The organism is Cellvibrio chitinivorans (genome assembly GCF_035117775.1).
Taxonomy (GTDB): domain Bacteria; phylum Pseudomonadota; class Gammaproteobacteria; order Pseudomonadales; family Cellvibrionaceae; genus Cellvibrio; species Cellvibrio chitinivorans.
Genome location: NZ_JAYKKN010000002.1, coordinates 699,884 through 721,185 on the forward strand (window position 1 = coordinate 699,884; position 21,302 = coordinate 721,185).

Annotated in this window: 13 protein-coding genes and 2 tRNA genes; 6 read left to right on the top strand and 9 right to left on the bottom strand. The window is 46.0% G+C overall.

Translation table 11 applies throughout. The features are described from left to right. Nucleotides 1-176: 176 nt before the first annotated feature. Both SPL68_RS09650 and SPL68_RS09655 read left to right on the top strand, forming a co-directional pair. Nucleotides 177-2,879: a rhamnogalacturonan lyase gene (locus SPL68_RS09650; RefSeq protein ID WP_323814897.1), complete on the top strand. Its 2,703-nt coding sequence runs from the start codon at nucleotides 177-179 to the stop codon at nucleotides 2,877-2,879. 88 nt (nucleotides 2,880-2,967) lie between these two features. Continuing rightward, nucleotides 2,968-4,302 (top strand): glycoside hydrolase family 88/105 protein, encoded by a 1,335-nt coding sequence (locus tag SPL68_RS09655; RefSeq protein ID WP_323814898.1) that lies wholly within the window; start codon nucleotides 2,968-2,970, stop codon nucleotides 4,300-4,302. A 74-nt stretch (nucleotides 4,303-4,376) separates the two neighbouring features. On the opposite strand, the gene SPL68_RS09660 is transcribed toward SPL68_RS09655, so the two are convergent. The 5 genes from SPL68_RS09660 to SPL68_RS09680 form a co-directional block, all read right to left on the bottom strand. Beyond that, entirely contained in the window at nucleotides 4,377-5,819 is a 1,443-nt protein-coding gene (locus SPL68_RS09660) for a glycoside hydrolase family 28 protein (protein ID WP_323814899.1), read from the bottom strand. 2 nt (nucleotides 5,820-5,821) lie between these two features. Further along, nucleotides 5,822-7,861, bottom strand: a complete 2,040-nt coding sequence (locus tag SPL68_RS09665) for a rhamnogalacturonan lyase (protein ID WP_323814900.1) — start codon at nucleotides 7,859-7,861, stop codon at nucleotides 5,822-5,824. Nucleotides 7,862-7,898: 37 nt separating this feature from the next. Then, the gene (locus tag SPL68_RS09670) at nucleotides 7,899-9,488 is read right to left on the bottom strand and encodes a rhamnogalacturonan acetylesterase (protein ID WP_323814901.1); all 1,590 of its coding nucleotides are present in this window, start codon (nucleotides 9,486-9,488) and stop codon (nucleotides 7,899-7,901) included. Between the two features lie 54 nt (nucleotides 9,489-9,542). Beyond that, complete coding sequence (gene lldD / locus SPL68_RS09675) at nucleotides 9,543-10,694, bottom strand: FMN-dependent L-lactate dehydrogenase LldD (RefSeq protein ID WP_416377420.1); 1,152 nt, start codon at nucleotides 10,692-10,694, stop codon at nucleotides 9,543-9,545. Between the two features lie 75 nt (nucleotides 10,695-10,769). Next, nucleotides 10,770-13,496 (bottom strand): exo-rhamnogalacturonan lyase family protein, encoded by a 2,727-nt coding sequence (locus SPL68_RS09680; protein ID WP_323814903.1) that lies wholly within the window; start codon nucleotides 13,494-13,496, stop codon nucleotides 10,770-10,772. Nucleotides 13,497-13,755: 259 nt separating this feature from the next. On the opposite strand from SPL68_RS09680, the gene SPL68_RS09685 reads away from it, so the two are divergent. From SPL68_RS09685 to SPL68_RS09700, 4 genes are all read left to right on the top strand, one after another. Continuing rightward, nucleotides 13,756-15,657, top strand: a complete 1,902-nt coding sequence (locus SPL68_RS09685; RefSeq protein WP_323814904.1) for a glycoside hydrolase family 2 protein — start codon at nucleotides 13,756-13,758, stop codon at nucleotides 15,655-15,657. 103 nt (nucleotides 15,658-15,760) lie between these two features. Continuing rightward, nucleotides 15,761-16,867 carry a beta-galactosidase BglB gene (bglB, locus tag SPL68_RS09690; RefSeq protein WP_323814905.1) on the top strand — a complete coding sequence of 369 codons (1,107 nt, stop codon included), beginning with the start codon at nucleotides 15,761-15,763 and terminating at the stop codon, nucleotides 16,865-16,867. Nucleotides 16,868-17,027: 160 nt separating this feature from the next. Next, complete coding sequence (locus SPL68_RS09695; RefSeq protein WP_323814907.1) at nucleotides 17,028-18,521, top strand: MFS transporter; 1,494 nt, start codon at nucleotides 17,028-17,030, stop codon at nucleotides 18,519-18,521. A 24-nt stretch (nucleotides 18,522-18,545) separates the two neighbouring features. Further along, on the top strand, nucleotides 18,546-19,343 hold the full coding sequence (locus SPL68_RS09700) for a DUF1961 family protein (RefSeq protein ID WP_323814908.1): 798 nt from the start codon (nucleotides 18,546-18,548) through the stop codon (nucleotides 19,341-19,343). A 44-nt stretch (nucleotides 19,344-19,387) separates the two neighbouring features. On the opposite strand, the gene SPL68_RS09705 is transcribed toward SPL68_RS09700, so the two are convergent. The 4 genes from SPL68_RS09705 to SPL68_RS09720 all read right to left on the bottom strand — a co-directional run bounded on the left by SPL68_RS09705 (nucleotide 19,388) and on the right by SPL68_RS09720 (nucleotide 21,197). Beyond that, nucleotides 19,388-20,263 carry a sugar phosphate isomerase/epimerase family protein gene (locus SPL68_RS09705; RefSeq protein WP_323814909.1) on the bottom strand — a complete coding sequence of 292 codons (876 nt, stop codon included), beginning with the start codon at nucleotides 20,261-20,263 and terminating at the stop codon, nucleotides 19,388-19,390. A 261-nt stretch (nucleotides 20,264-20,524) separates the two neighbouring features. Further along, nucleotides 20,525-20,785, bottom strand: a complete 261-nt coding sequence (locus SPL68_RS09710; protein ID WP_323814910.1) for an Arm DNA-binding domain-containing protein — start codon at nucleotides 20,783-20,785, stop codon at nucleotides 20,525-20,527. 219 nt (nucleotides 20,786-21,004) lie between these two features. Continuing rightward, nucleotides 21,005-21,091, bottom strand: a tRNA-Leu gene (locus SPL68_RS09715). A 32-nt stretch (nucleotides 21,092-21,123) separates the two neighbouring features. Further along, nucleotides 21,124-21,197, bottom strand: a tRNA-Cys gene (locus SPL68_RS09720). Nucleotides 21,198-21,302: the final 105 nt, after the last annotated feature.

Sequence of the window (21,302 nt, forward strand, 5' to 3'; positions counted from 1 at the left end):
TAGCCCCCGTAAACCCCGACTAACCCTCGGGGTTTTTTATTACCACTGTTAAAGGAGAATAATGAATAATGAGCCAGTTATTAATAAATCAGCACCCATCAAACAAAAATAAATATATTAAAAGAAATCGTTTTTTACATACGTTCTTTGCCTGCTTAAGCGTTGCGGCATTGTCTTTGCCTCAAGCTCAGGCACATCAAAAGCTCGATTGCAGCAAAACCAAACGGCCTTGTACTGAAAAGAAAACCGTTGAAAATCTGGATCGCGGTCTGGTGGTTATCCCCACAGAGGAAGGCAATGCAATTAGCTGGCGTCTATTGCAAAAAGATCCACCCCATAAAGGTTTTCATCTTTTTCGCAATGGCAAGAAACTCAACAAGCATCCTCTCACGCAAGCGACATTTTTTATCGATAAAGAAGGAAAGGCAGACGATAGTTACGAAGTTATGATTGAGGGTGAGCATCATCTTGACAAGGAAAAATCCAATGCAGTTAAAGCATGGAATAAACCCTATTTAAGCATTCCGCTGAATAAACCCAAAAGTGATTCCATTTTTGGTGTGCCTCACAATTACAGCGCGAATGATGCAAGTGTCGCTGACCTTGATGGTGATGGCGATTATGAAGTGATCGTTAAATGGTATCCCTCCAACGCCAAAGACAATTCCCAAAGCGGCTACACAGGCAATGTATTTATCGATGCCTATACACTTGAAGGCCAACAACTTTGGCGAATTAATTTAGGCAAAAATATTCGCGCCGGCGCTCACTACACGCAATTTATTGCTTACGACTTTGACGGTGATGGTCGCGCTGAAGTTGCAATGAAGACAGCGGATGGCACCATCGATGGTCGCGGCACAGTAATTGGCAATGCGAGTGCGGATTATCGCAACTCTGCCGGTTATGTATTGACCGGGCCAGAATATCTCACCATGTTTGATGGTCTCTCGGGTGAAGCGCTGGATACCATCGATTATGTTCCCGCACGCGGCAATATCGGAGATTGGGGTGACACTTACGGCAACCGTGTCGATCGCTTTTTGGCTGGTGTCGCTTATCTGAATGGTGAAACGCCAAGTCTGTTAATGGCACGCGGTTATTACACGCGCGCTGTTGTCGCTGCATTTGATTGGGTCAATGGAAAATTTAGTGAACGCTGGGTCTTTGATACCAACAATGGCAATGGTGATGAAGTTGTGTATGGTCAGGGTGCACACAGTTTGTCGGTAGCCGATGTTGATAATGATGGCCGCGATGAAATTATTTATGGCGCTGCAACTATTGATGACAACGGCCACGCTCTTTATAGCACAGCACTTGGTCACGGCGATGCATTACACGTTACCGACATTGATCCCAACCGTCCGGGTTTGGAAGTTTTTATGGTGCATGAGTGCGCCTCCTGCTACACCAAAGACGGTGTCGAATATGGTGTGGAGCTGCACGATGCCGCAACTGGACAAATTTTGTGGAGCCAACCCAGTAACGGTGCCGATGTGGGGCGCGGTGTCAGTATCGACATAGATCCGCGTTTTGCAGGCAATGAAAACTGGGGCTCACGCGGTGGATTGGTCGCAGCTAACGGCCAATTAATTTCCGATGTTCGTCCACCACAAATGAATTTTGCACTCTGGTGGGATGGTGATTTGCTGCGTGAAATTTTGGACGGCAATAAAATTTATAAATGGGATTACGAAAACAGTGTTTCCAATGTGATCGTTGATGGCGAGCTATTCAATGCAGTATCTGCTAATGGCACTAAAGCAACACCCGCCCTCTCAGCTGATATTTTCGGTGACTGGCGTGAAGAAGTTATCTGGTCCAGAGCCGACAGTAGCGAATTAATGATTTTTTCAAGCCCTATTGCTACCACACATCGCATCCCAACGCTTATGCAAAATCCACAATATCGCGCCGCTATCGCTTGGCAAAACGTGGGCTATAACCAGCCACCACATCCTAGCTTTTATTTGGGAAGTGATATGCAAGCGGTACCGGATTATCAAGTCACAGAAGTCGATGCTGCGCCCTGGGCAAAACTAGTCGCACGCGGTGATGCAACTAAAATCGCGATCCAACTTTACAGTCATGATGCAAAATTTAATGGAGCAGATATTTTCCGCGAAGTAGAAAATGATCCTGCCAGTAAAATTCGCATCGGCAGAATTAAAGGTGCACAGGGGGAAATAGTTGATACCAATGTTGTTCCTGATATCAATTACATTTATTCCGCACAATTGCGTGGTGGAAAGCCACATACTCAATTAAATCCAGGTGCGTCAAAAACACAGTTGTCAATGAGCTTAATTCCGCAAGTAGAATTCAATATCACCAACAACAAAGTGCCAGTACAACTTACTTGGCGCACTGAAAATATGGACATCCGCGCGATCAATATTTACCGCGAGGAAGTGGCAGACGATTCGGTGCCCGCCAATTTCGCCAACAGCCAATTCATCGGCAATGCCGCTAATGATGCAATCACTTGGCAAGATGCAAGCGCTACGGCCAGTAAAAATTATTACTACTGGGTAGAGTTTGATAACGGTCTTACCAATTCGGTAATTCGCACCCAACCTGTTTATGTTGCGACTATTTTGGAACCTAAAACCAATTTGGTGAGCAGCAAGGTTGCCAACGGCATTAGTTTGAATTGGAAGCTACAGGACTTCGCCTCCATCCGCACGGTAGAGGTTTATCGCAACACTCTCAACCAAGCTAGCGGCAGAACACGTGTACTGGCTAGCGCGCCACAAGAAGGCTCGCTTGTAGATACCAACGTCGTTGCAGGAACTACCTATTGGTATATGTTCAAACTCACGATGAGTGATGGCACCACAGTTAACACAACACCTGAGGCAAGTATTACTTTTTAAGACTACAACTCAATATGCCGACCTGTGCTGCAGGCCGGCATATTGAGCTTTTATTTCAATTGTTAAATGTTTATTGGATAAGTACATCATGACAAGAATTTATTGGACGCTTAAAAAAGTATTCACTGTATTGCTGGCCTTAACTTGTAGCCTGATGTTTACTTCATTACATGCTGAATCCAACAAGTCCAAAATTCCAAATCCGCAGCAAACGCTAAGCACAGTAAATAAATTGGCACGAGCGGAGGTTGCCAGGCTCAATAAAATCGAAATGACCGATGCTCACAAATGGAAAAAAATTAATACCAATTGGATCTCTGCCACTTTTTTTGTAGGCACAGCAAAGCTGATAGAGGTCAGCGATGTTCCAGAGGTACTGAAATTTAATTTGGAAACCGCTGAGCGTTTTAATTATGCACATCAAGGCCATGGCGCGCCGGTACATTTAATTAATGCCGACGATCAAGCGATTGGCGATTTATATCAATCCATATATTTGCGCACAGGTTTGCCTGGCGTGCTTATGCCATTACAGCAGCGTATGGATTACACCCTGCCCTATTTGAGTCTTACACCAACATCTAAACGGCTGGTCTGGTGGTGGTGCGATTCTTTGTTCATGGCTCCACCTGTCTATACCCGCATGTCTGCAATTACCGGAGACAGTAAATATATTGATGCCATGGACGCGCAATATTGGCGTGTTTACGATCGCTTATTCGATACCAATGAAAACTTATTCGCACGCGATGAACGCTTTATTGAGCGCCGCTCGGCCAACAATAAAAAAATATTCTGGTCGCGAGGACAAGGTTGGGTAGTTGCCGGGCTTGCGCGTATTTTGGAGGCCATGCCGGAAAATTATCCATCGCGTCCTAAATATGTAAAATTATTTCAGAACATGATGAGCCGTATTGCCCAACTACAACAACCCGATGGGCTCTGGCGCGCTAGCCTCTTGGATATGGAAGCCTACCCTGAACCAGAAACCTCCGGTACCGCCTTCTTTACTTACGCGTTAGCGTTTGGCATTAATCATGACCTGCTGGAGCGCGATAAATATTTGCCGCACGCACTTAACGGCTGGGCCGGATTAAATCAATACATTTTGCCGAGCGGCATACTCGGGCAAGTACAGTCTGCTGGCGACCAACCGGTGCCCACTAAACGCGAAACCACAGCACTTTATGCATCGGGTGCATTTATTCTCGCGGGGCTGGAAATCGCCAACTTAAATAAACCAATTGTCAAACTACCACTGCCATTTCCTAAACCACCCAAGCCCGACTATCACGCCAGTGATATTCCGTTAGTCCCATTGCCTGCCCATGCTACTCCAGATCAAATACGCGAAGATAAACGCCGCAATGCTGAACGCGATGCGGTTAAAGCACTGGCATATGATCCATTGGTTGATAAGTAAAGGATAATAAAAAATTATCCAATAAAAATGCCGACATTGAGTCGGCATTTTTATTACTAAAACTTTACTAGCATCTACTTCAATTGAAAGTTAATTACATTTTCCGTTGCCAAGGCTGTGCCTGATACAGATTCCACTTTGACATTTTCAAGTTTCAATCTGCGTACCGGAAGCTCCGCACTTGCATTGACATTGCACACATAGCTAGCTTGTTTAGCTTGCACATTGGAAACCACAATGTTTTCGATAGGCGTTAGGCGCCGCTCCAGCGTTGGGGTAAGGTTGCGCCACTGATAGAGCACATCCGTATCTATAGATACAACACCGCCTTGCAGGTTATCGGCAACAATATCATCCATAAAAATATTTTTAACAAATCCACCGCGTCGCTCGTTGGTTTTAATAAACAGCAAATTCATTAGCGTGGGAATATCTTGTTTAACAATAGGCTCAACCACGCAGGAGTGCATATACACATTTTCAATTCCGCCTGCGATTTCACTGCCTATCGCCAATAGTTGATGACCGTTTTTCACCGTGCAGTTGCGAATGACGATATTTCTACAGGGGGCATTTAATCGCCACGCATCAAACTCACGGCCGGACTTAACTGAAATAGCATCATCGCCCTGATCAAAAATGCAATTTTCAATTAATACATTGGTACACATTTCCGGGTCAGCGCCGTCGTTATTGTGACCGTGGGCGTAAATGTGCGCACCGCGAATAGTGACGTTATTACACAGGTAGGGATGCAACACCCAAAACGGGCTATTAACAATTGAAATATCTTCGACCAAAACATTATTACAGCGATTAAATTGTACAAATTGCGGGCGAAGGTTTGCAGCCCCTTTGGTCATATCGCGCTCGGTGACTGGAACATTTTTATGTGCCATGTAGTAGAGCTCGACCAGCGCATCCATATGGGTTTGAGGACGTGCGTACCATTCTTTCCAAATATCCAGTTTCGCTACTAATTTACCTTTGCCGGTGATGGCTACATTTTCGCATTCATACGCATAAATTAACGGCGAGTAGTTGTAGCACTCCAAACCTTCCCAAGTTGAATGTACAGCTGGAAGATAATCTTCAGGGTTGCTCGAAAAATGCAATTCGGCACCTTCAGCAATATGCAAATTCACATTGCTTTTTAAATGAATTTTCCCAGTTTCCCAGACTCCAGCAGGCACTATGACCACACCGCCCGATTTGGATGCTGCATCAATTGCCTGATCAATTGCCACTGAGGTTTTCGCTGGGTTTGCTTGATCAGCACCAAAATCCAAAATATTAAAGAGCGGCATTCCATCAAAATTGGGCGCTTGTACATCCATTGCCCCAAAAGGGGTTTCCAAAGAGATTTTGTTCATTTGCATGTTCATTACGTCATTGCGCCCCACAGCAATACACGAGGGAAGGAACGGCACCATTGCCATCAGTTTTAGTAGATCGCGTCTGTTGCTAGAGTTCATATTATCGCTCGCTGAAAGTTCATCGTTCAGATTAACGGTCATGGCTATTTCTTGCGCACAATATTTAGCCTTGGTTTAGCAGGTAGACTCATGCCTTCTCCGAGATAAAAACCTGGATGCGGAGGCTGATTGTATGCAGTGTTTTGCCATGCAATAGCAACCCGGTATTGCGGATCTTGCATGAGCGTGGTCATACCGATTGCAGATGATATTGGAGTTGAATAGATACGAAGTGATCGATTGTCCTCAGTGCGCAGAATAACTTCTTCACGCCAGTCACCAAATATATCAGCAGATAAGGCTGGCGTAGCCTTGGTACTATTGTTTGAACTTGTGCCTTCAGTTATTAACAGAGGAACACTGGTGTTGGTATTCCAATCCCATTTGAAAATTTTGTTGCCATCCAGTAGTTCGCGCAGTAAATCGCCATCCCACCAGATTGCAAAATTCACTTGTGCGGGACGCACCGGAGCAGCAATTTCGCTTTTAACGGTAAATAATTCCGGTGCATTTAATGCCCAGATTTCTGCGCCGGGATGACGTGGATCTATATCTGCCGCTAAACCGCGCCCGTTATCTTTTTCCGCAGATTTTTTCCACAATACCTTGCCACTCGCAAGATCAATTAACGCAGAACCAACACCACCGTTTGCACGCACACCTTCATAGACATTAAAGGATTCCAAGCCGGGATTATTTGGATCTAGATCCGACACATGCATGGCATCGCCGTGACCAAAGCCCGTTGTCCATTTAGGTGAGCCATCGTCATCAATCGCCATTGCACCGTAAATAATTTCATCTTTGCCATCGCTATCTATATCAGCTACCGACAACTGATGATTGCCCTGCCCGCCAAAACCTGGAGGAGTTTCTTTAGCGGAGGAATCAAACACCCAACGGGTAGAAATTTTTCCTGCATGGAAATCGTATGCGGCAACCACCGTGCGTGCGTAATAGCCCCGCGCCATAACCACGCTTGGACGCTCACCATCTAAATAAGCAACACCCGCCAAATAGCGCTCGGAGCGATTGCCATAAGCATCGCCCCAAAGCGATTTCATTTCATCGGCATTGGGATTGTCATTGCCCGGTGCACGTTGCGGAATATAAGGGACAGTATCCAGAACCTTACCAGTAGCACCTTCAAAAACTGAAAAATATTCAGGCCCGTTTAGTATGCGCCCGGTTAACTGCCCCATATATTTTCCTTCGGGAGTTACCACGGAACCTGTACGATCGCGCACTTCCATTTCACCACTGTGACTTACCCAATCTTCCTTGGCATCACCGATGATAGTTCCTTCACCATCGATAGTGCCGTCTGCGGTTTTCATTGCAATTTCGGCGCGCCCATCACCATCAAAGTCGTACACCATAAATTGGGTATAGTGCGCGCCCGAGCGAATATTTTTGCCTAAATTGATTCGCCATAGTTGCTTGCCTTCAAGTGTGTAGGCATCGATATAGGTAATACCTGTGTAACCACCGAATGCATTATCTTTCGCATTAGTTGGATACCATTTAAGAATAATTTCGTAGCGACCATCTCCATCCAGGTCGCCAACACTTGCATCGTTTGCGGTATAGGAATAAATATTGCCGTCAGGCGTTTTATCATCGGCAGGTGGTGTAATTGGAATATTCCAATAATTCTGCTGCCATGCCTGAGTAGTTGCGATCACCTGTTCATTGTAACGCAATTCGTAGGTTGTATCTGGTGTGCCTTGGTCATCCAAAACATTGCTAGGCCCATCATTGGTTACACTCGAAATCTTTTTGCCTTCGCGATATAAATCAAATACTGCGGTATTGTTATCGCCATAGAGTTTTCGCCAGCTAACCAAAACACCTTGCTTGGTTGGCACTGCAATAAGTCCACGATCCAAATATTCTATTTGTCTGGAAAAATTCGTAGCTGATAACGAATCCTGTGTATTAATTACGGGGGCGACTGTTTTATCTACCGCGCTTGCCGGTTGGCTGTCGCTAGTATCTTTGGAGCAGGATACCAAGGCTATAGCAGCCGCCATTGGAGTTAAAACACGGATAAGCTGGCGCAAGCCAAGCGAAAGTAATGACATGTTAACCTCGCGAAACACTTTTATTCTTAGCGAAAAACTACAAACCCAGTAAGGGTTTCAATGCATGCGCCACAATTTTTGCATTCAATTCAGCACCGGCTTGGCTGGTGTGGGTGTGTGCATCTGCAAAGAGTGCATCCACCTTTTTCACGCCCAGTTGATCGTATTCATTTGCGACTAGATTATTGAGGTCGATAAAGCCGCTACCAGTTTGCAAAGCGATTTGATAAGCCCAATCAGGATAGGAATTTTGTGGACGGTTAATTTTTTTATTCGTCCATTGTTTACGCGGGACGGGGGAACAAATTACGGTTGTGACACCACGGGCGCGCGCCTCGCCAATAAATTTACGCAGATATCCCCCATAGCTATACACAGTTTCTGGCTTACCGGTAAGCTCATTTGTAATTTGTTCGTAATTGTCTGCCACACCTTTTAAGGTTCCGCGTGCGCGCTCCTTGTCATTTATCGGTGCGTTGTCGTTGTGACCGAATTGCATTACCAATACATCGCCGGGGCGCATCATATTCAGTGCACGCTGCCAATAACCACCAGTGTAAAAGGTGCGGCTGCTTAAACCACCTACAGCGCGATTGACGACGTTGATTTTCTTGCTGTTCAAATGGGGCTGTAAATAATCGCCCCAACCCCACTCGCCGTTGTCGCCCACACCGCCACCGTTGCGAACGGTGGAGTCACCGATTAAAAATACCGAGCGTAAATTATTATTAGCGGGTAACGGCAAACGCAGCCAGGTCATTTCATCCGCCGCTATCGCTTGACCCTGTGCATTGAATAAATTGGCAAACAGTGCGGGGCGAATACCTTTGAGCGCGGCAACAATCGTCTCCACATGAACTTGCGCGCCTTGCAAATTAAAATGGGTATTGTCTTTGGTATAGAACGCCGCGGTGCGTTCTTCACCTAGTGCTTCCAACTTATCTGCTACCAAATTATTTACATCAACAAAGGATGTATTTAACTCTAAAGCTAATTCATACGCCCAGCGACCATAACTGCCATTGCGCTCTAACTTCCCTGCTTGCCACACATTACGCTGGGTGAGCGACATCAAAATAGGTGTGGCATTTTTTGCGCGGACATCGTTAACCATTTGGCGAATGTAATGACCAAAGGTGTAAACCGTTTCCTGTTTGTGTGTGAGCAGATTATTAATAGTGATAGCTTCATCACCTATACCCAGCAGCGTACCGCGCGCGCGAGTGGCATCATTTACCGGGCTTGCATCGTTATGACCGAATTGAATGATGACGATATCATTTGCGGAGACCTGATTAATTAATCCCTGCCATAAACCTTCGCTGATAAAGGTTCGTGTGCTTCGCCCGCCACGTGCCAGATTAATCACTTCGGATTTAGCTGGATCGATATAGTCTCCCAAGAGTGCGGCCCAACCCTGATGGTCAGGATCGCTATAGGTTGCAGCAGTGGAATCGCCTGCGATAAAAATTTTGGATTTGCCTGCAATCACTTGATCTGCATGCACCCAATTCACCGCACCACAAAGCAGAAGTAACATCAGCGAAACACTATGTGAAAGTGCGCGTACAGTAGTAGGTAAAACGCTACGCTGCCCGAGGCTGCGCAATTGCTGGATTATTTTCATTATTAGCCTCAATCGCGAGGGTGAACTGATTGTTCACCCATGAATATTGAAATTCTATTTCACTAAAATATCGGCGGTGACATCCTTAAGCGAAGGGCAACCAGCCAAGGCCATAGCCACGCGCAACTCATTACCTAAAATATCCAATACATTGGATACTCCTTGTTTTTTCTGAGCCGCAAGACCATAGACCCAAGCGCGGCCAATAACGACCGCATCAGCACCTAGCGCAATTGCGCGCACTATGTCTAAACCAGTGCGAATACCGCTATCGAGCAAAATTTTGATATCGCCTTGCACTGCATCGGCAATGGGGGGCAATGCGCGGATAGATGAAAGTGCACCGTCCAATTGGCGGCCGCCGTGATTGGATACGATCAAACCATCGGCGCCCAGTTTTTTCGCTTCGATCGCATCTTCAGGATCGAGAATACCTTTAATGATTAAATCTCCCTTCCATTTATCGCGAATTTGTTCGAGTGTTTTCCAAGTCACACTCGCATCGAAATTTTTGCCCATCCAACTCCAAAACTCATCGATGCCAGCGCCTTTTCCAAGCACGTGCGCAACATTACCCAGTGAATGGGGGCGACCACAAATTCCTACATCCCAGGCCCAACTCGGGCGCAGCATTGATTGAAACATGCGCGCACTTTGGCGGCGCAACATACTGCCTCCCGAAAGCCCTGAGCGAATATCGCGATAGCGCGATGATGGCACTGGCATATCCACTGTAAACATCAATGTTTTAGTGCCCGCCTCTACTGCGCGATCAAGCATTGCATTTAAAAATCCGCGGTCTTTGATCATATACAGTTGGAACCAGAGCGGATCTTTAGTTTTCGAACGTACCTCTTCAATTGAACAGGCTGACACTGTGGACAGACAAAAAGGTACGCCTTTTTCTTGCGCTGCTTGTGCTGCTAGTACTTCACCACGACGCGCGTTTAATCCGGCAATACCTACCGGCCCTAAAATCACGGGCAGCTTAAGTTTTTGGCCAAACAATTCTGTTTCGGTATTGATATTGGAAATATCGCGTAGCACCCGCTGACGCAAACCTATGGTTTGCAGATCAGCACAATTATTACGCAGTGTCGTTTCACTGAAGGAGCCACCATCAATATATTCAAATAAAAATTTGGGTAAGCGACGCTTTGCCAGTAAGCGATAGTCTTCAACGTTTGCAGCGATCAAAGGGTTCACCTCTAAAAAATATTAACTCAATGTGTTGGTTGTACTTCTCTGCTTCTGCCTTTTTCTTCCTACCGGAAAAGGCAATTATTTTTTTAATGCCGCGCCTATCAAGGCCAGATTCTGTATCGCCGCCAAGCCCCATTGTGCTGAGTCATTAGTGGATACCCAAGGCGCTTCATCAATTGGATTCAACACATTTGGCCCAACCACTTCTCTGGTTTGCGGAACATGATTTGACTCGCGAAAAAATTCACTCCACGCGCGAGCCGCTAATTCATCATCTCCGGTTTGCTGCGCAACATAGGCCGTTAAACGTGAATGGGCGTTGGTCAAACCATTGCCGCGCAGGCTGCGACCGAATTCTTTCTGCTGTTCAGCAGGTGATGCACTGTAAAATTTTCCATAGCGTAACCAAGCCGCTTTAAACTCAGGCACATCGATTAATTGATTTAATTCCGCGCAGACTTCAATCAAACCGAATACAGAATTCAGATGAGACACAGGTTGAAATGGTCGTGTATCGGACGAATCAAACAGCAGCGGGGTCATAGTTTTGGTATGAATATCAAAATGGTAACCCTTAGCAAAAAATCCTTGGGGATTGCCGCCAATTGCGCGCATCGCATTTTCCAGCCACTGTTTATAACGTGCATCACCAGTGCGCTCCCACGCAGACAACCAATTCGCCGCCGCTGAACCCCAGTCAGTGCCTATTCCAATGTGGGTATTTTTATCAGCGGCAGCATCGGGATTCACCTTGCGTGTCGGCAATAAATTCACCAGCTGATTATCGGCTTCTGCAACTTCTTGAATTACATCACCGGTGCGTTCGTCTGCGGTTAAAAAATAATGGAAACGACGGTAGACCGAGGTACTGATGCGCAGTTGTTTTGCGCTGCAACCCCAGTGCTGCACATTGTGACGCGTACCTAATCCCGCAAAGCGCCCCAAATGATAAATATCGACATCGCGATTGTGGCGAGTCATTGCCTCTGCCAAACGAAATGCACGTGCATCGCCGGTGCGCAAAAACGAATACCACAGCCATAAGTCTGGTGATAATTCAGAGTTATCCCACGCGAAGCCGCCAACATCGTAGCGCCACACATGGCGATCGGCATCGTAAGTGTGCATCACATCGCCGTAATTCCAAAAGCCATACCAGTGACGTTGCTCAACTTGCTTTTGATAAAAACCAATCGACCAAGCGAGACGATCCTCTAGCGTATTTTTAATTGGCGTCGAGCGATCCGGCAGACTCCATAAACCGCCAAATACACCGGCGTCCAGATAAGTTTGCGGCGCAGCAATAACTTGGGAGGGCGAGCGAATGCTATCTGCCAACTCAACCGTTCGCGCGCGTGTTGGTGTGTGATCCAACGCATAGAAAGTGAAATCGCTGGTACGAGCGATACCTTGAGGCGCACCAAATCCCGGCTCGTAATCTTCGTAGGTTATTTCCAAACCTTCGAGCTGTTTTGCGTAAGTATCCATGCCCATGCCGTCATGATAAAAACGCAAATCCATTGCGGGAGCATCGGGTGACCAGATCCACATTGTGCCTTGCGCAAGATCAGTTCCTGCATTGCGAATATCCAATTGCGTGGGATGCAGCTGCCAAAAATCACGCATGCCAAATAATATTCCGCCACTGGCGCCGCCCAAATAAGCGACGCCTGCAGCGCGTTGCCCTTGATCTACATCGATCCACGCGTGGCCGGGTTTGGTCCGCTTTTTTAAGGTAAAGCCATTGGCATTTAATTGTGCTAACGAATAATCATTCCACACGGGAATAAATTGCAGGCGGTCACTGACGCGCTTATCCCAAGTCGATAGCGCAGGCGTTGCCTCTCCATTTATTTGAGCTGCACGTACAGGCGCACCAGGGTCGCGCCGCAATCCGGTAATACCTTGCGGAGATTCCGCCCACAGACCTGCACCCTCACCCGCAAAACGTACATGGCGATCATAGAACTGATCGCGCTGAGGCACATCAAAACGCAAACCTAATGCGCGTATAAAGTCGCGATGTTCATCGCCATCAAAAACAAAAGTGTGACTGAGGCGCACGGCATCGCCGCCAGCATGAAAATACAAGCGTAAAGAAAATGGCAGCCACTCCCGACCACTGGCCTCGCGGTGCACTCCCGAGATTTTCACCACGGCTCTGAGCGGGCCAGACTGTTCAACTTCGGCCTGAGTAATCTGCGCAGAGAAATGCTCAATCTGCAACGCTTGGCCTTCTTCCAGTTCTGCTTGTGTCTGACGCTGACCAATAAAACGCGCATTTTTTAACAGTGTTTTTTTCCCGCGTGTAATTTCATCGAGAATCACATCGCCTTGAGTATTAATTAGACAGCGAATTACGCCCGTATCGACTGCGAGCTTGCCATTCTGCTTTTTAACACTGACGAACTGTTTGGCTTTAGGTGCGCGGCCTTTTTGTACGCGAAAATTATTTCCAAGCGATGGCCCTGCGGCTGTTGCCTGCCCTGTCCATTTAACTGAACCATCTGGCCAGGTTGCCATCACCCATGTTTGCAATGGCTGTTTCTCGCCGTTTGCATCGACAAGATGGAGTAGCTCATTAGGCTTCAGGCTGCCTCGTGGCCAAGGCTGCCCCCAAACCTGCCCACAGTTGACTTGCGGAGTTTTTGCATCCAACCAGCCGAGCTGACCAGATTTAACCAAGAATGGGTTGCCAAGCGGCTGTGAATGCCCGGAGGGCGACTGTGCGTTAGCAACTTGAGAGGCGGTTAATGGCAGGCTGGCGGCAATAGCGCCATATTTGAATAACTCTCTACGTTTCATAGTGATAGCTTCCGTCAACACCCGCAAAGGGGTATTCATTTATTGATTATTCGGAATCGGACAATGCTCTAATGCACGCCATTTGTATCACAATTGAATTAAATTGACCACATATGATTGAATATGATCAAATAAAAACTCAAGAGCTCGTCGAATAACACTGGCGCCAAGCCGATCAAGCCCACTGATCCAACGGCGCTATCCGGCGATTCAAAAATAATAAAGCCAGCGATGCTGCACATTCTGGAGTCAGAAAATAATGACATATCGTCAATTAATTCATTTATTTATCACCCTACTTGCTTATTGTGCCGCACCAGCGAGCTCGGCTTTATCACTTCGCCCGGAACTGTTATTGACGAACACCAGCGCCCGGGAACATATCAGCCTGAATGGCGACTGGGTTTACTCCAAAGACTTATATCGCACCGGGTTGACTGATATTAACGGCTGGGTTGCCAAATCCCGTATGCAGCGTTATCGCGACATTAACATCGCAGATGAAGAAAAAAATAATCCGCAAACGTTTTTTGAATTTGATATGCAACGCGGACCAACCATGAAGATTCCCGGAGCATGGAATGCAGCGGAACAAGAACTCAGGTACTACAACGGTCTGATTTGGTTTCAAAAAGAAATCACTATCGAACCGCCCAAAAATAAACGTGCCTTTCTGTATTTTGAAGCGGTTAATTACCATGCTCATGTGTATTTAAATGGTCAAAAAATAGGTGAGCACAAAGGGGGATTTACGCCCTTTACATTCGAGGTAAGCAACCTATTACGCAAAGGACTGAATCGCATTACCGTCGGTGTTGATAGCTCCCATGATCCCGAAAGTATTCCCGGCGATATTACTGATTGGGATTTATACGGTGGCATTACTCGCACTGTACGTTTAGTGTTCACCGCACCCACATTTATCGATGATGCCTATTTACAGCTGGATAAAAATGGATCACTTGTTGGCGAAGTTGTCCTTAACGGCCCCAAGCGAGCCAATCAATCGGTAAAAATATATTTGGATGGAAAGCCATTACCCTTAACGCTAAGAACCAATGCGCAAGGTGTTGCTCAAGTGAATACTCCAGCCCCACGAGATTTGCATCCTTGGTCACCAAACAACCCCAAACTCTACTCAGTGAAATTTACCGCCGCCGGTGACAGTCAGATAGAAAAAATTGGTTTTAGAACCTTGGAGACTCAAGGTGCTCGCCTGCTCTTAAATGGCGAACCCGTATTTTTGGCCGGTGTTTCACTGCATGAAGAGGAACTGGGCAGCAATCCCGGGCGCGTCATGACTGAATCATCGATTCGAGCTCTATTTAAAGAAGTTAAAGAGGGATTGCACGGAAATTATATTCGCCTCTCACACTACCCTCACTCTGAACTGGCCAGCCGAATTGCCGATGAAATGGGGCTGCTTTTGTGGAGCGAAATCCCGGTTTATTGGTCGATTGATTTCAAAAATCCGCGCGTATTACTCAATGCTCAAAAAATGATGGCAGAAAATATTTACCGCGACCGCAATCGTGCAGCGATCATTATTTGGAGCATCGCTAACGAAACGCCAATTGCGGATGATCGCAATCACTTTTTGCATGAGCTTGCACAGAGCGTTCGCACGATGGATAGCACTCGCCTGGTCAGTGCCGCATTATTAGTGGAGCGCAAAGATGCGCAGAACCGAATTGAAATTACCACGAACGACCCACTGATTGAGAGCCTGGATATTTTAGCGATCAATACTTACAACGGCTGGTACGGAGAGGATCAATTATCTGATCTGGTAAATACCCTCTGGCATATCCCCACACACAAACCGTTGATCCTCTCAGAATTTGGAGCCGATGCTAAAGCGGGCGTACATGCGCAAGGCACACCATTTAAATTTTCAGAGGAATATCAGGCGGAATATTATCGTCAGACACTGTTAATGGCTGACAAAATGAACAACTTGACCGGCATGTCCCCCTGGATCTTAAAAGATTTTCAATCACCACGACGCGAGCACCCTGTTTATCAACAAGGCTGGAACCGCAAAGGTTTACTCTCTGAAACAGGTGAGCGCAAACAGGCATTCAAGGTGCTGGCCGATTATTACCTGCAACGGAAAGCAAACACACTGGAGCCCACTGAAAAACCCCTAAGTAGAAACTGAATGACTTAATATGATTGAATATGATCGACAAATATCGATTTGAAGAGTATTATCAAGAAAGAATGAAGTCTGTCCCACATGAATAATAAGTTGTGAGTATTTTATGGTTGCTACAGTAGAAGGTATCGCGCGCACCGAGTTAACGCGCACCATTGATAAGCTGATTGATAATCTCGTTAACATCAAAGACACCAGCGGTGAATTCCTGCTGCGCCTTGATGATGGCCGCGTTATCGACACCAAAGGTTGGAATGACTGGGAGTGGACTCATGGCGTAGGTCTCTACGGGCTGCTGAAACTCTGGGATATTACTGGCGATGAAAAACCGCTGGTGATTATGCAAGATTGGTTCAAAAACCGTTTTGCCGCTGGCACACCTACTAAAAATGTTAACACCGTATCTCCATTTTTAACGCTGGCTTATCTCGCTGAACGCCTGGGCAATCGCAGTTACCTCCCCTATTTAGACGTATGGGCTGAGTGGGTAATGAATGAAATGCCGCGCACTGAAGAAGGCGGCTTGCAACACATCGTATTTAATTCGGTCAATTACCAACAAATATGGGACGACACACTCATGATGTGTGTACTTCCTCTCGCCAAAATAGGCTTGCTGATGAATCGCCCGGCTTACGTAGAAGAAGCCAAGCGCCAATTTATATTACACACAAAGTATCTGGCAGATCGCAAAACCGGGCTCTGGTTTCACGGCTGGACCTTTGATGGTCGCCACAACTTTGCAGATGCGCTTTGGGCGCGTGGCAACTGCTGGGTGACAATCGCTATTCCGGAGTTTATCGAGCTGCTCGATTTGCCACCGCACGACAGCACCCGCTTGTTCCTGATTGAAACTCTGGAAGCGCAAGTAAAAGCGCTTGAAGGTTATCAACACGAGAGCGGCTTGTGGCACACACTGATCAATGACCCAAGCTCCTATTTGGAAGCGTCGGCCGCAGCCGGTTTTGCTTACGGCATTTTGAAAGCGGTACGCAAAGGTTATCTGGACAGCAAATACGAAGCTATGGCGGTCAAAGCTATTAAAGCCGTGCTCGCCAACATCAGCGATGATGGCGAATTGCAGCAAGTATCCTTCGGCACACCAGTATTCGATGACCTGCAAGGCTACCGCGATATTCCTTTGACCTCTATGCCTTACGGTCAGTCAATGGCTATTCTCGCGCTAGTGGAATATATGAATCGTTATATTTAAGTTCCTGCTCGCTCTTCCTTGCTCGCGTTGACAGCACAGGAAGATTCCCTGTGTAGCATTGGCTACACAGGGTCTTTTATTCACAGCAACATCTTCTTGATAAGTAAAAAACAAAAAAACTAACTACAACTAATAAACAACAATAACGAGCGTCGTCCCTATGCAAACACGCGAAATCAAAACCCACAACTATGTCGCCTATGGTCTTAACGATGTGTTGGGCGCAGGATCTATGGCCGTTATCAGCGGCTGGTTAATTTTTTTCTACACCACTTTCTGTGGTTTATCCGCCGTACAAGCCGCATCTATTTTTGCTATTGCCCGAATTCTTGATGCAGTAGCCAGTCCACTCATCGGCCATATTTCCGACAATCTCAACAAAACCAAAATTGGCCGTCGCTTCGGCCGTCGCAGAATATTTTTATTAGCTGCCATTCCGTTGCTGCCATCTTTTGCACTTATGTGGGTTGCCGACCAACACTATTGGTATTACCTCTGCACCTTTGTATTTTTTGAACTGGTCTACGCCTCGGTATTAATTCCTTACGAAACACTTGCGGCTGAAATGACTGATGACTACGCAAAAAAAGCCAAGTTTGCCGGTGCGCGCATTTTGGTTGGGCAAGTCTCTGCGATTTTTGCCGGCATATTACCCAACTGGATTGTGAACTACGTCGGAGGCAAAGAAAGCTCCGATACATTTTTAATTATGGGAATTATTTTCAGTCTTGCATTTATGTTGGTTGTAGCAATTACCTATTTATTCACGTGGGAGCGAGAACCAACAATTGAAACTGAAGAGAAGAGCAATTCGAATAGCTCACCACTTAACTCACTCAAAATGGTTTTTGTAAATTTATCTTCCACGCTACGTATTCGCGCTTTTCGTCTACATTTGGGAATGTATTTAGGCGGTTATATTAGTCAGGATATTTTCAACGCGGCATTTACTTATTTTATTGTCTTTGCATTGGGCGGTTCGGTTGTGATTGCATCCTCGCTCATCGCCAATACTTATATTGCACAACTTCTCGCTGTTGCTTTGGCAATCGCCCTGGTAATTCGTATCGGCCCTTCTTATACCTATCGCTTAGCCGTTTCTTTTTATATCGCCGGCATTCTTGCACTGCTTATTTTATTTTTAAGTTTTGATCACTTACCTCCAATGTATTTACTGCTCGGCGCAGTAGTGTTGGCCGGACTGGGCCGCGGTGCACTTAATTATATTCCATGGAATGTATATAACTACATTGCCGACGTGGATCAAATTGTGACCGCAAAACGTCGCGAAGGCAGCTTTGCGGGTGTGATGACATTTATCCGCAAAGCATCGCAAGCTGCGGCGGTAATGTTTGTGGGGATTGTTATTGAGTGGGGCGGTTTTGTTTCAAACAGTGAAACACAATCTACCGAAGCGATTCACACAATTGTTACTGTAATGGTAATCGGACCAATCGTTTTGCTCTTATTCGGATTTTTTGTGGCAAGTCGCTTTAAATTAAATAAAGACTCACACGCAATTCTTATGCAAGAAATCGATCATCTAAAGTCGGGCGCCACTACGCCAAGTAGTGAAAAAAGTCGTCTCGTGGTGGAAGATTTATCTGGCTGGAGTTATGACAAATTATGGGGAAACAACAAAGTAGGAAAATAAAAGCAGGCAATGAAAGGTAACGCTATGCATCTATTCGCACGCTATTTTCTAACGCCGATACTGTGGCTCGCAATTGCAGCCACAGTGATATCCAAACCGATACTGGCGAGCAGTAGCGAGCCTAATAGCAATCAACAACCCCCTATCAACACCATCCCATCTAAGGGGAAACAACTCTACCACCGTGATTTGGCTAACCAAAAAGATATAGCCAATTGGCGAATGGAGGGTAACGCACAGCTGAACTTCAGTGACGGTTGGATGGAAATGTTTTCTCCCGCGCAACAGCAGCACCATGTACTTTGGTGCCCGCAAGAATTTCCCGATGATTTCATTGCGTCCTGGGAGGTACAAAATCTCGCACCTGAGGCAGGTTTATTAATTATTTTTTTTGCTGCGCGCGGCATAGAGGGCCAGGATATTTTTGATCCATCTTTACCTCTACGCGATGGCACCTTCACCGATTACACCTTGGGAAAAATTAAGAGTTATCACATTTCTTATTATGCCAATGTCGCCCATGAACCCGGACGTGTACACGCTAATTTGCGCAAGAACAACACATTCAGTTTATTGCAATCCGGTGGTGAAGGCATTCCTACACACTCAACCGATGTTTACCAGCTAACTCTCATCAAAGAGCGCGCACATCTCCGCTTGTTTATCAATGAACGCAAGGTAATCGACTATGTCGATAATCAACCTATAGTGGATGGGGTAAATACAGGTGCAGCCTTGACTGCAGGCAAAATCGGTTTTCGTCAAATGCAATGGAGCCGCTTTCGTTATCGCAACTTTACCGTCTGGGAACTTGCTCAATAACGAAGACAAGCCCAGATATAATTTTGCAGATAAAGAAATAGAGATTAATTTAATTGTGTAAGCGCCTCATCCCAAGCACACTGTAAATAAGCAAATGAATCGACCGCATGTGCAGGGCTGGTATCCTCCAGCAAAATTGGCACCGATGTTTTTCCCGCTTGCATTAATCGTTTAAACACACCAGCCCAATCCATTACACCAGTAGTACCCACGGGTAAATCCCCTAGCTTCATTAGGCCTTTGTCACTCTCAACCATTTTGTAATCTTTTGCGTGTATCGCCACTATGCGATCACCAAAAGTAGCAAAACATTCATCCAAAAATACATCCATGTTTTCTACACCGGGCAACGGAATTAAATTTACCGGATCAAAAATAATTCCCAAGGCCGGCGAATCAAACTCTGTGATCATAGTGCGGATATGTTCAATAGTAGAGAGCGCATGATATTCCGCCACTGCTTCTACACCAACTCGAACACCTTTTTTTTCTGCGGCTTTTACCAAGGGATAAAGCCCGTTTAACGCAACACGAAATGCGGTCTCGCGACCATTTGGTTGATCCAGATACGCAACTGGTGATCCAGTTTCTGTACCAATTACTGCGCAGCCCAAATCCGCCGCTACATCAATGTGCGCCTCAAAACGTTTAAAAGAAAATTCGCGCGCCGCAAGATCAGGTGTAACAGTATCAATGTAACAACCAATCACCCCAACAGAAATTCCCTGCGCAGCAAATGCCGCTCTTATTTCTGCAATACCATCAGCCCCGAATTCTTCAGGCATCAAATGCCCACCCGGAAATGCCTTTGCCAAGGCCAACTGCACGACCTGAGCACCAGAACTGGCTATGCGCATTGCCAACTCTTCAGGAGGAAAGGTTCCAAAATCATGAGCCCGCAGGCCAAAAAAAGGTTTCATAGAGCAATCCAATCAAAACTTAACATTTTATTGATTTATTATGACACATATTGATTTATTTGGATTGATAAGGAGAAATATAGACCCACTCTTTGGCTCTGTTGATAGTTTCGCTCAGACTATCAATTTTGATTTGCCATAGAAGCGTCAGCAACTTTGCTGATGTGATGCCTGAGACTGGAGTATTACCAATAAGGGGAACAATTTTTAATCGTCTATCAACTTGAGTTTACCGAGAGTTGCGCAGATAAAACCTTCAATTTATTTCTTTTTTATATGCTTAGCAGCAATCGCTGAAAAAGTGTTCGATGCAGAGATTCTCTTGTTTAATTTTTCTTGTCTTTTTATCTCACCAGGATCTTTGCCTTCAATCAATTCTAGTTTTGCAAGTCGCATTTTTTCTCGCGCAGTTGCGAGAAAAATTTCTGGATAAACACCAAAGGAAAGACGCTTTTCTTTGAGATCAAAACGATATTTTAGTCGCCAATATTTGGAGCCATTAGGTATGACTTGCAAATACATACACCACCATTGGAGACTTATACATCTTCTCTTTTGGCTTGGCCTTTTTGATTGCGACCTCAGTGAGCTTATTGGTTGCCATTTACGCCTCCAAATTTGTGCCCCCAGATGATCGTGGCTTCAATAGGATTTCGGTGGACGCCTATAGACGAAAAATGCCCTAAAACCCAGTGTTTATGCGGGTTTGTGGACATTCTGGGATTTCTTGAAATGTGGATATGGTGCCCGAGGCCGGACTTGAACCGGCACGACCAAAAGATCGACAGATTTTAAATCTGTTGTGTCTACCGATTTCACCACTCGGGCGGAGTGTCTTTACGTCGGTACGCAAAGAAAAGTGGAGGCGCGATCCGGAGTCGAACCGGACTAGCTGGATTTGCAATCCAGAGCATAACCGCTTTGCTATCGCGCCTTTTCGAGAGGCCGCAATTCTAGCGGACTCATTTTGAAAATCCTAGTCTTTTGTCACAATCGATGGAAGGTTTTTTGGCGACTGTTTAAATGCTGTACAGGTCGA

Excerpts from the sequence above, each read along its gene's own strand:
- SPL68_RS09680 (WP_323814903.1), bottom strand. The coding sequence starts at position 13,496 with ATGAAACGTAGAGAGTTATTCAAATATGGCGCTATTGCCGCCAGCCTG.
- SPL68_RS09695 (WP_323814907.1), top strand. The coding sequence starts at position 17,028 with ATGCAAACACGCGAAATCAAAACCCACAACTATGTCGCCTATGGTCTT.
- bglB (WP_323814905.1), top strand. The coding sequence starts at position 15,761 with ATGGTTGCTACAGTAGAAGGTATCGCGCGCACCGAGTTAACGCGCACC.
- SPL68_RS09685 (WP_323814904.1), top strand. The coding sequence starts at position 13,756 with ATGACATATCGTCAATTAATTCATTTATTTATCACCCTACTTGCTTAT.
- SPL68_RS09660 (WP_323814899.1), bottom strand. The coding sequence starts at position 5,819 with ATGACCGTTAATCTGAACGATGAACTTTCAGCGAGCGATAATATGAAC.
- SPL68_RS09655 (WP_323814898.1), top strand. The coding sequence starts at position 2,968 with ATGACAAGAATTTATTGGACGCTTAAAAAAGTATTCACTGTATTGCTG.
- SPL68_RS09665 (WP_323814900.1), bottom strand. The coding sequence starts at position 7,861 with ATGTCATTACTTTCGCTTGGCTTGCGCCAGCTTATCCGTGTTTTAACT.
- SPL68_RS09710 (WP_323814910.1), bottom strand. The coding sequence starts at position 20,785 with ATGTATTTGCAAGTCATACCTAATGGCTCCAAATATTGGCGACTAAAA.
- SPL68_RS09700 (WP_323814908.1), top strand. The coding sequence starts at position 18,546 with ATGCATCTATTCGCACGCTATTTTCTAACGCCGATACTGTGGCTCGCA.
- SPL68_RS09670 (WP_323814901.1), bottom strand. The coding sequence starts at position 9,488 with ATGAAAATAATCCAGCAATTGCGCAGCCTCGGGCAGCGTAGCGTTTTA.
- SPL68_RS09705 (WP_323814909.1), bottom strand. The coding sequence starts at position 20,263 with ATGAAACCTTTTTTTGGCCTGCGGGCTCATGATTTTGGAACCTTTCCT.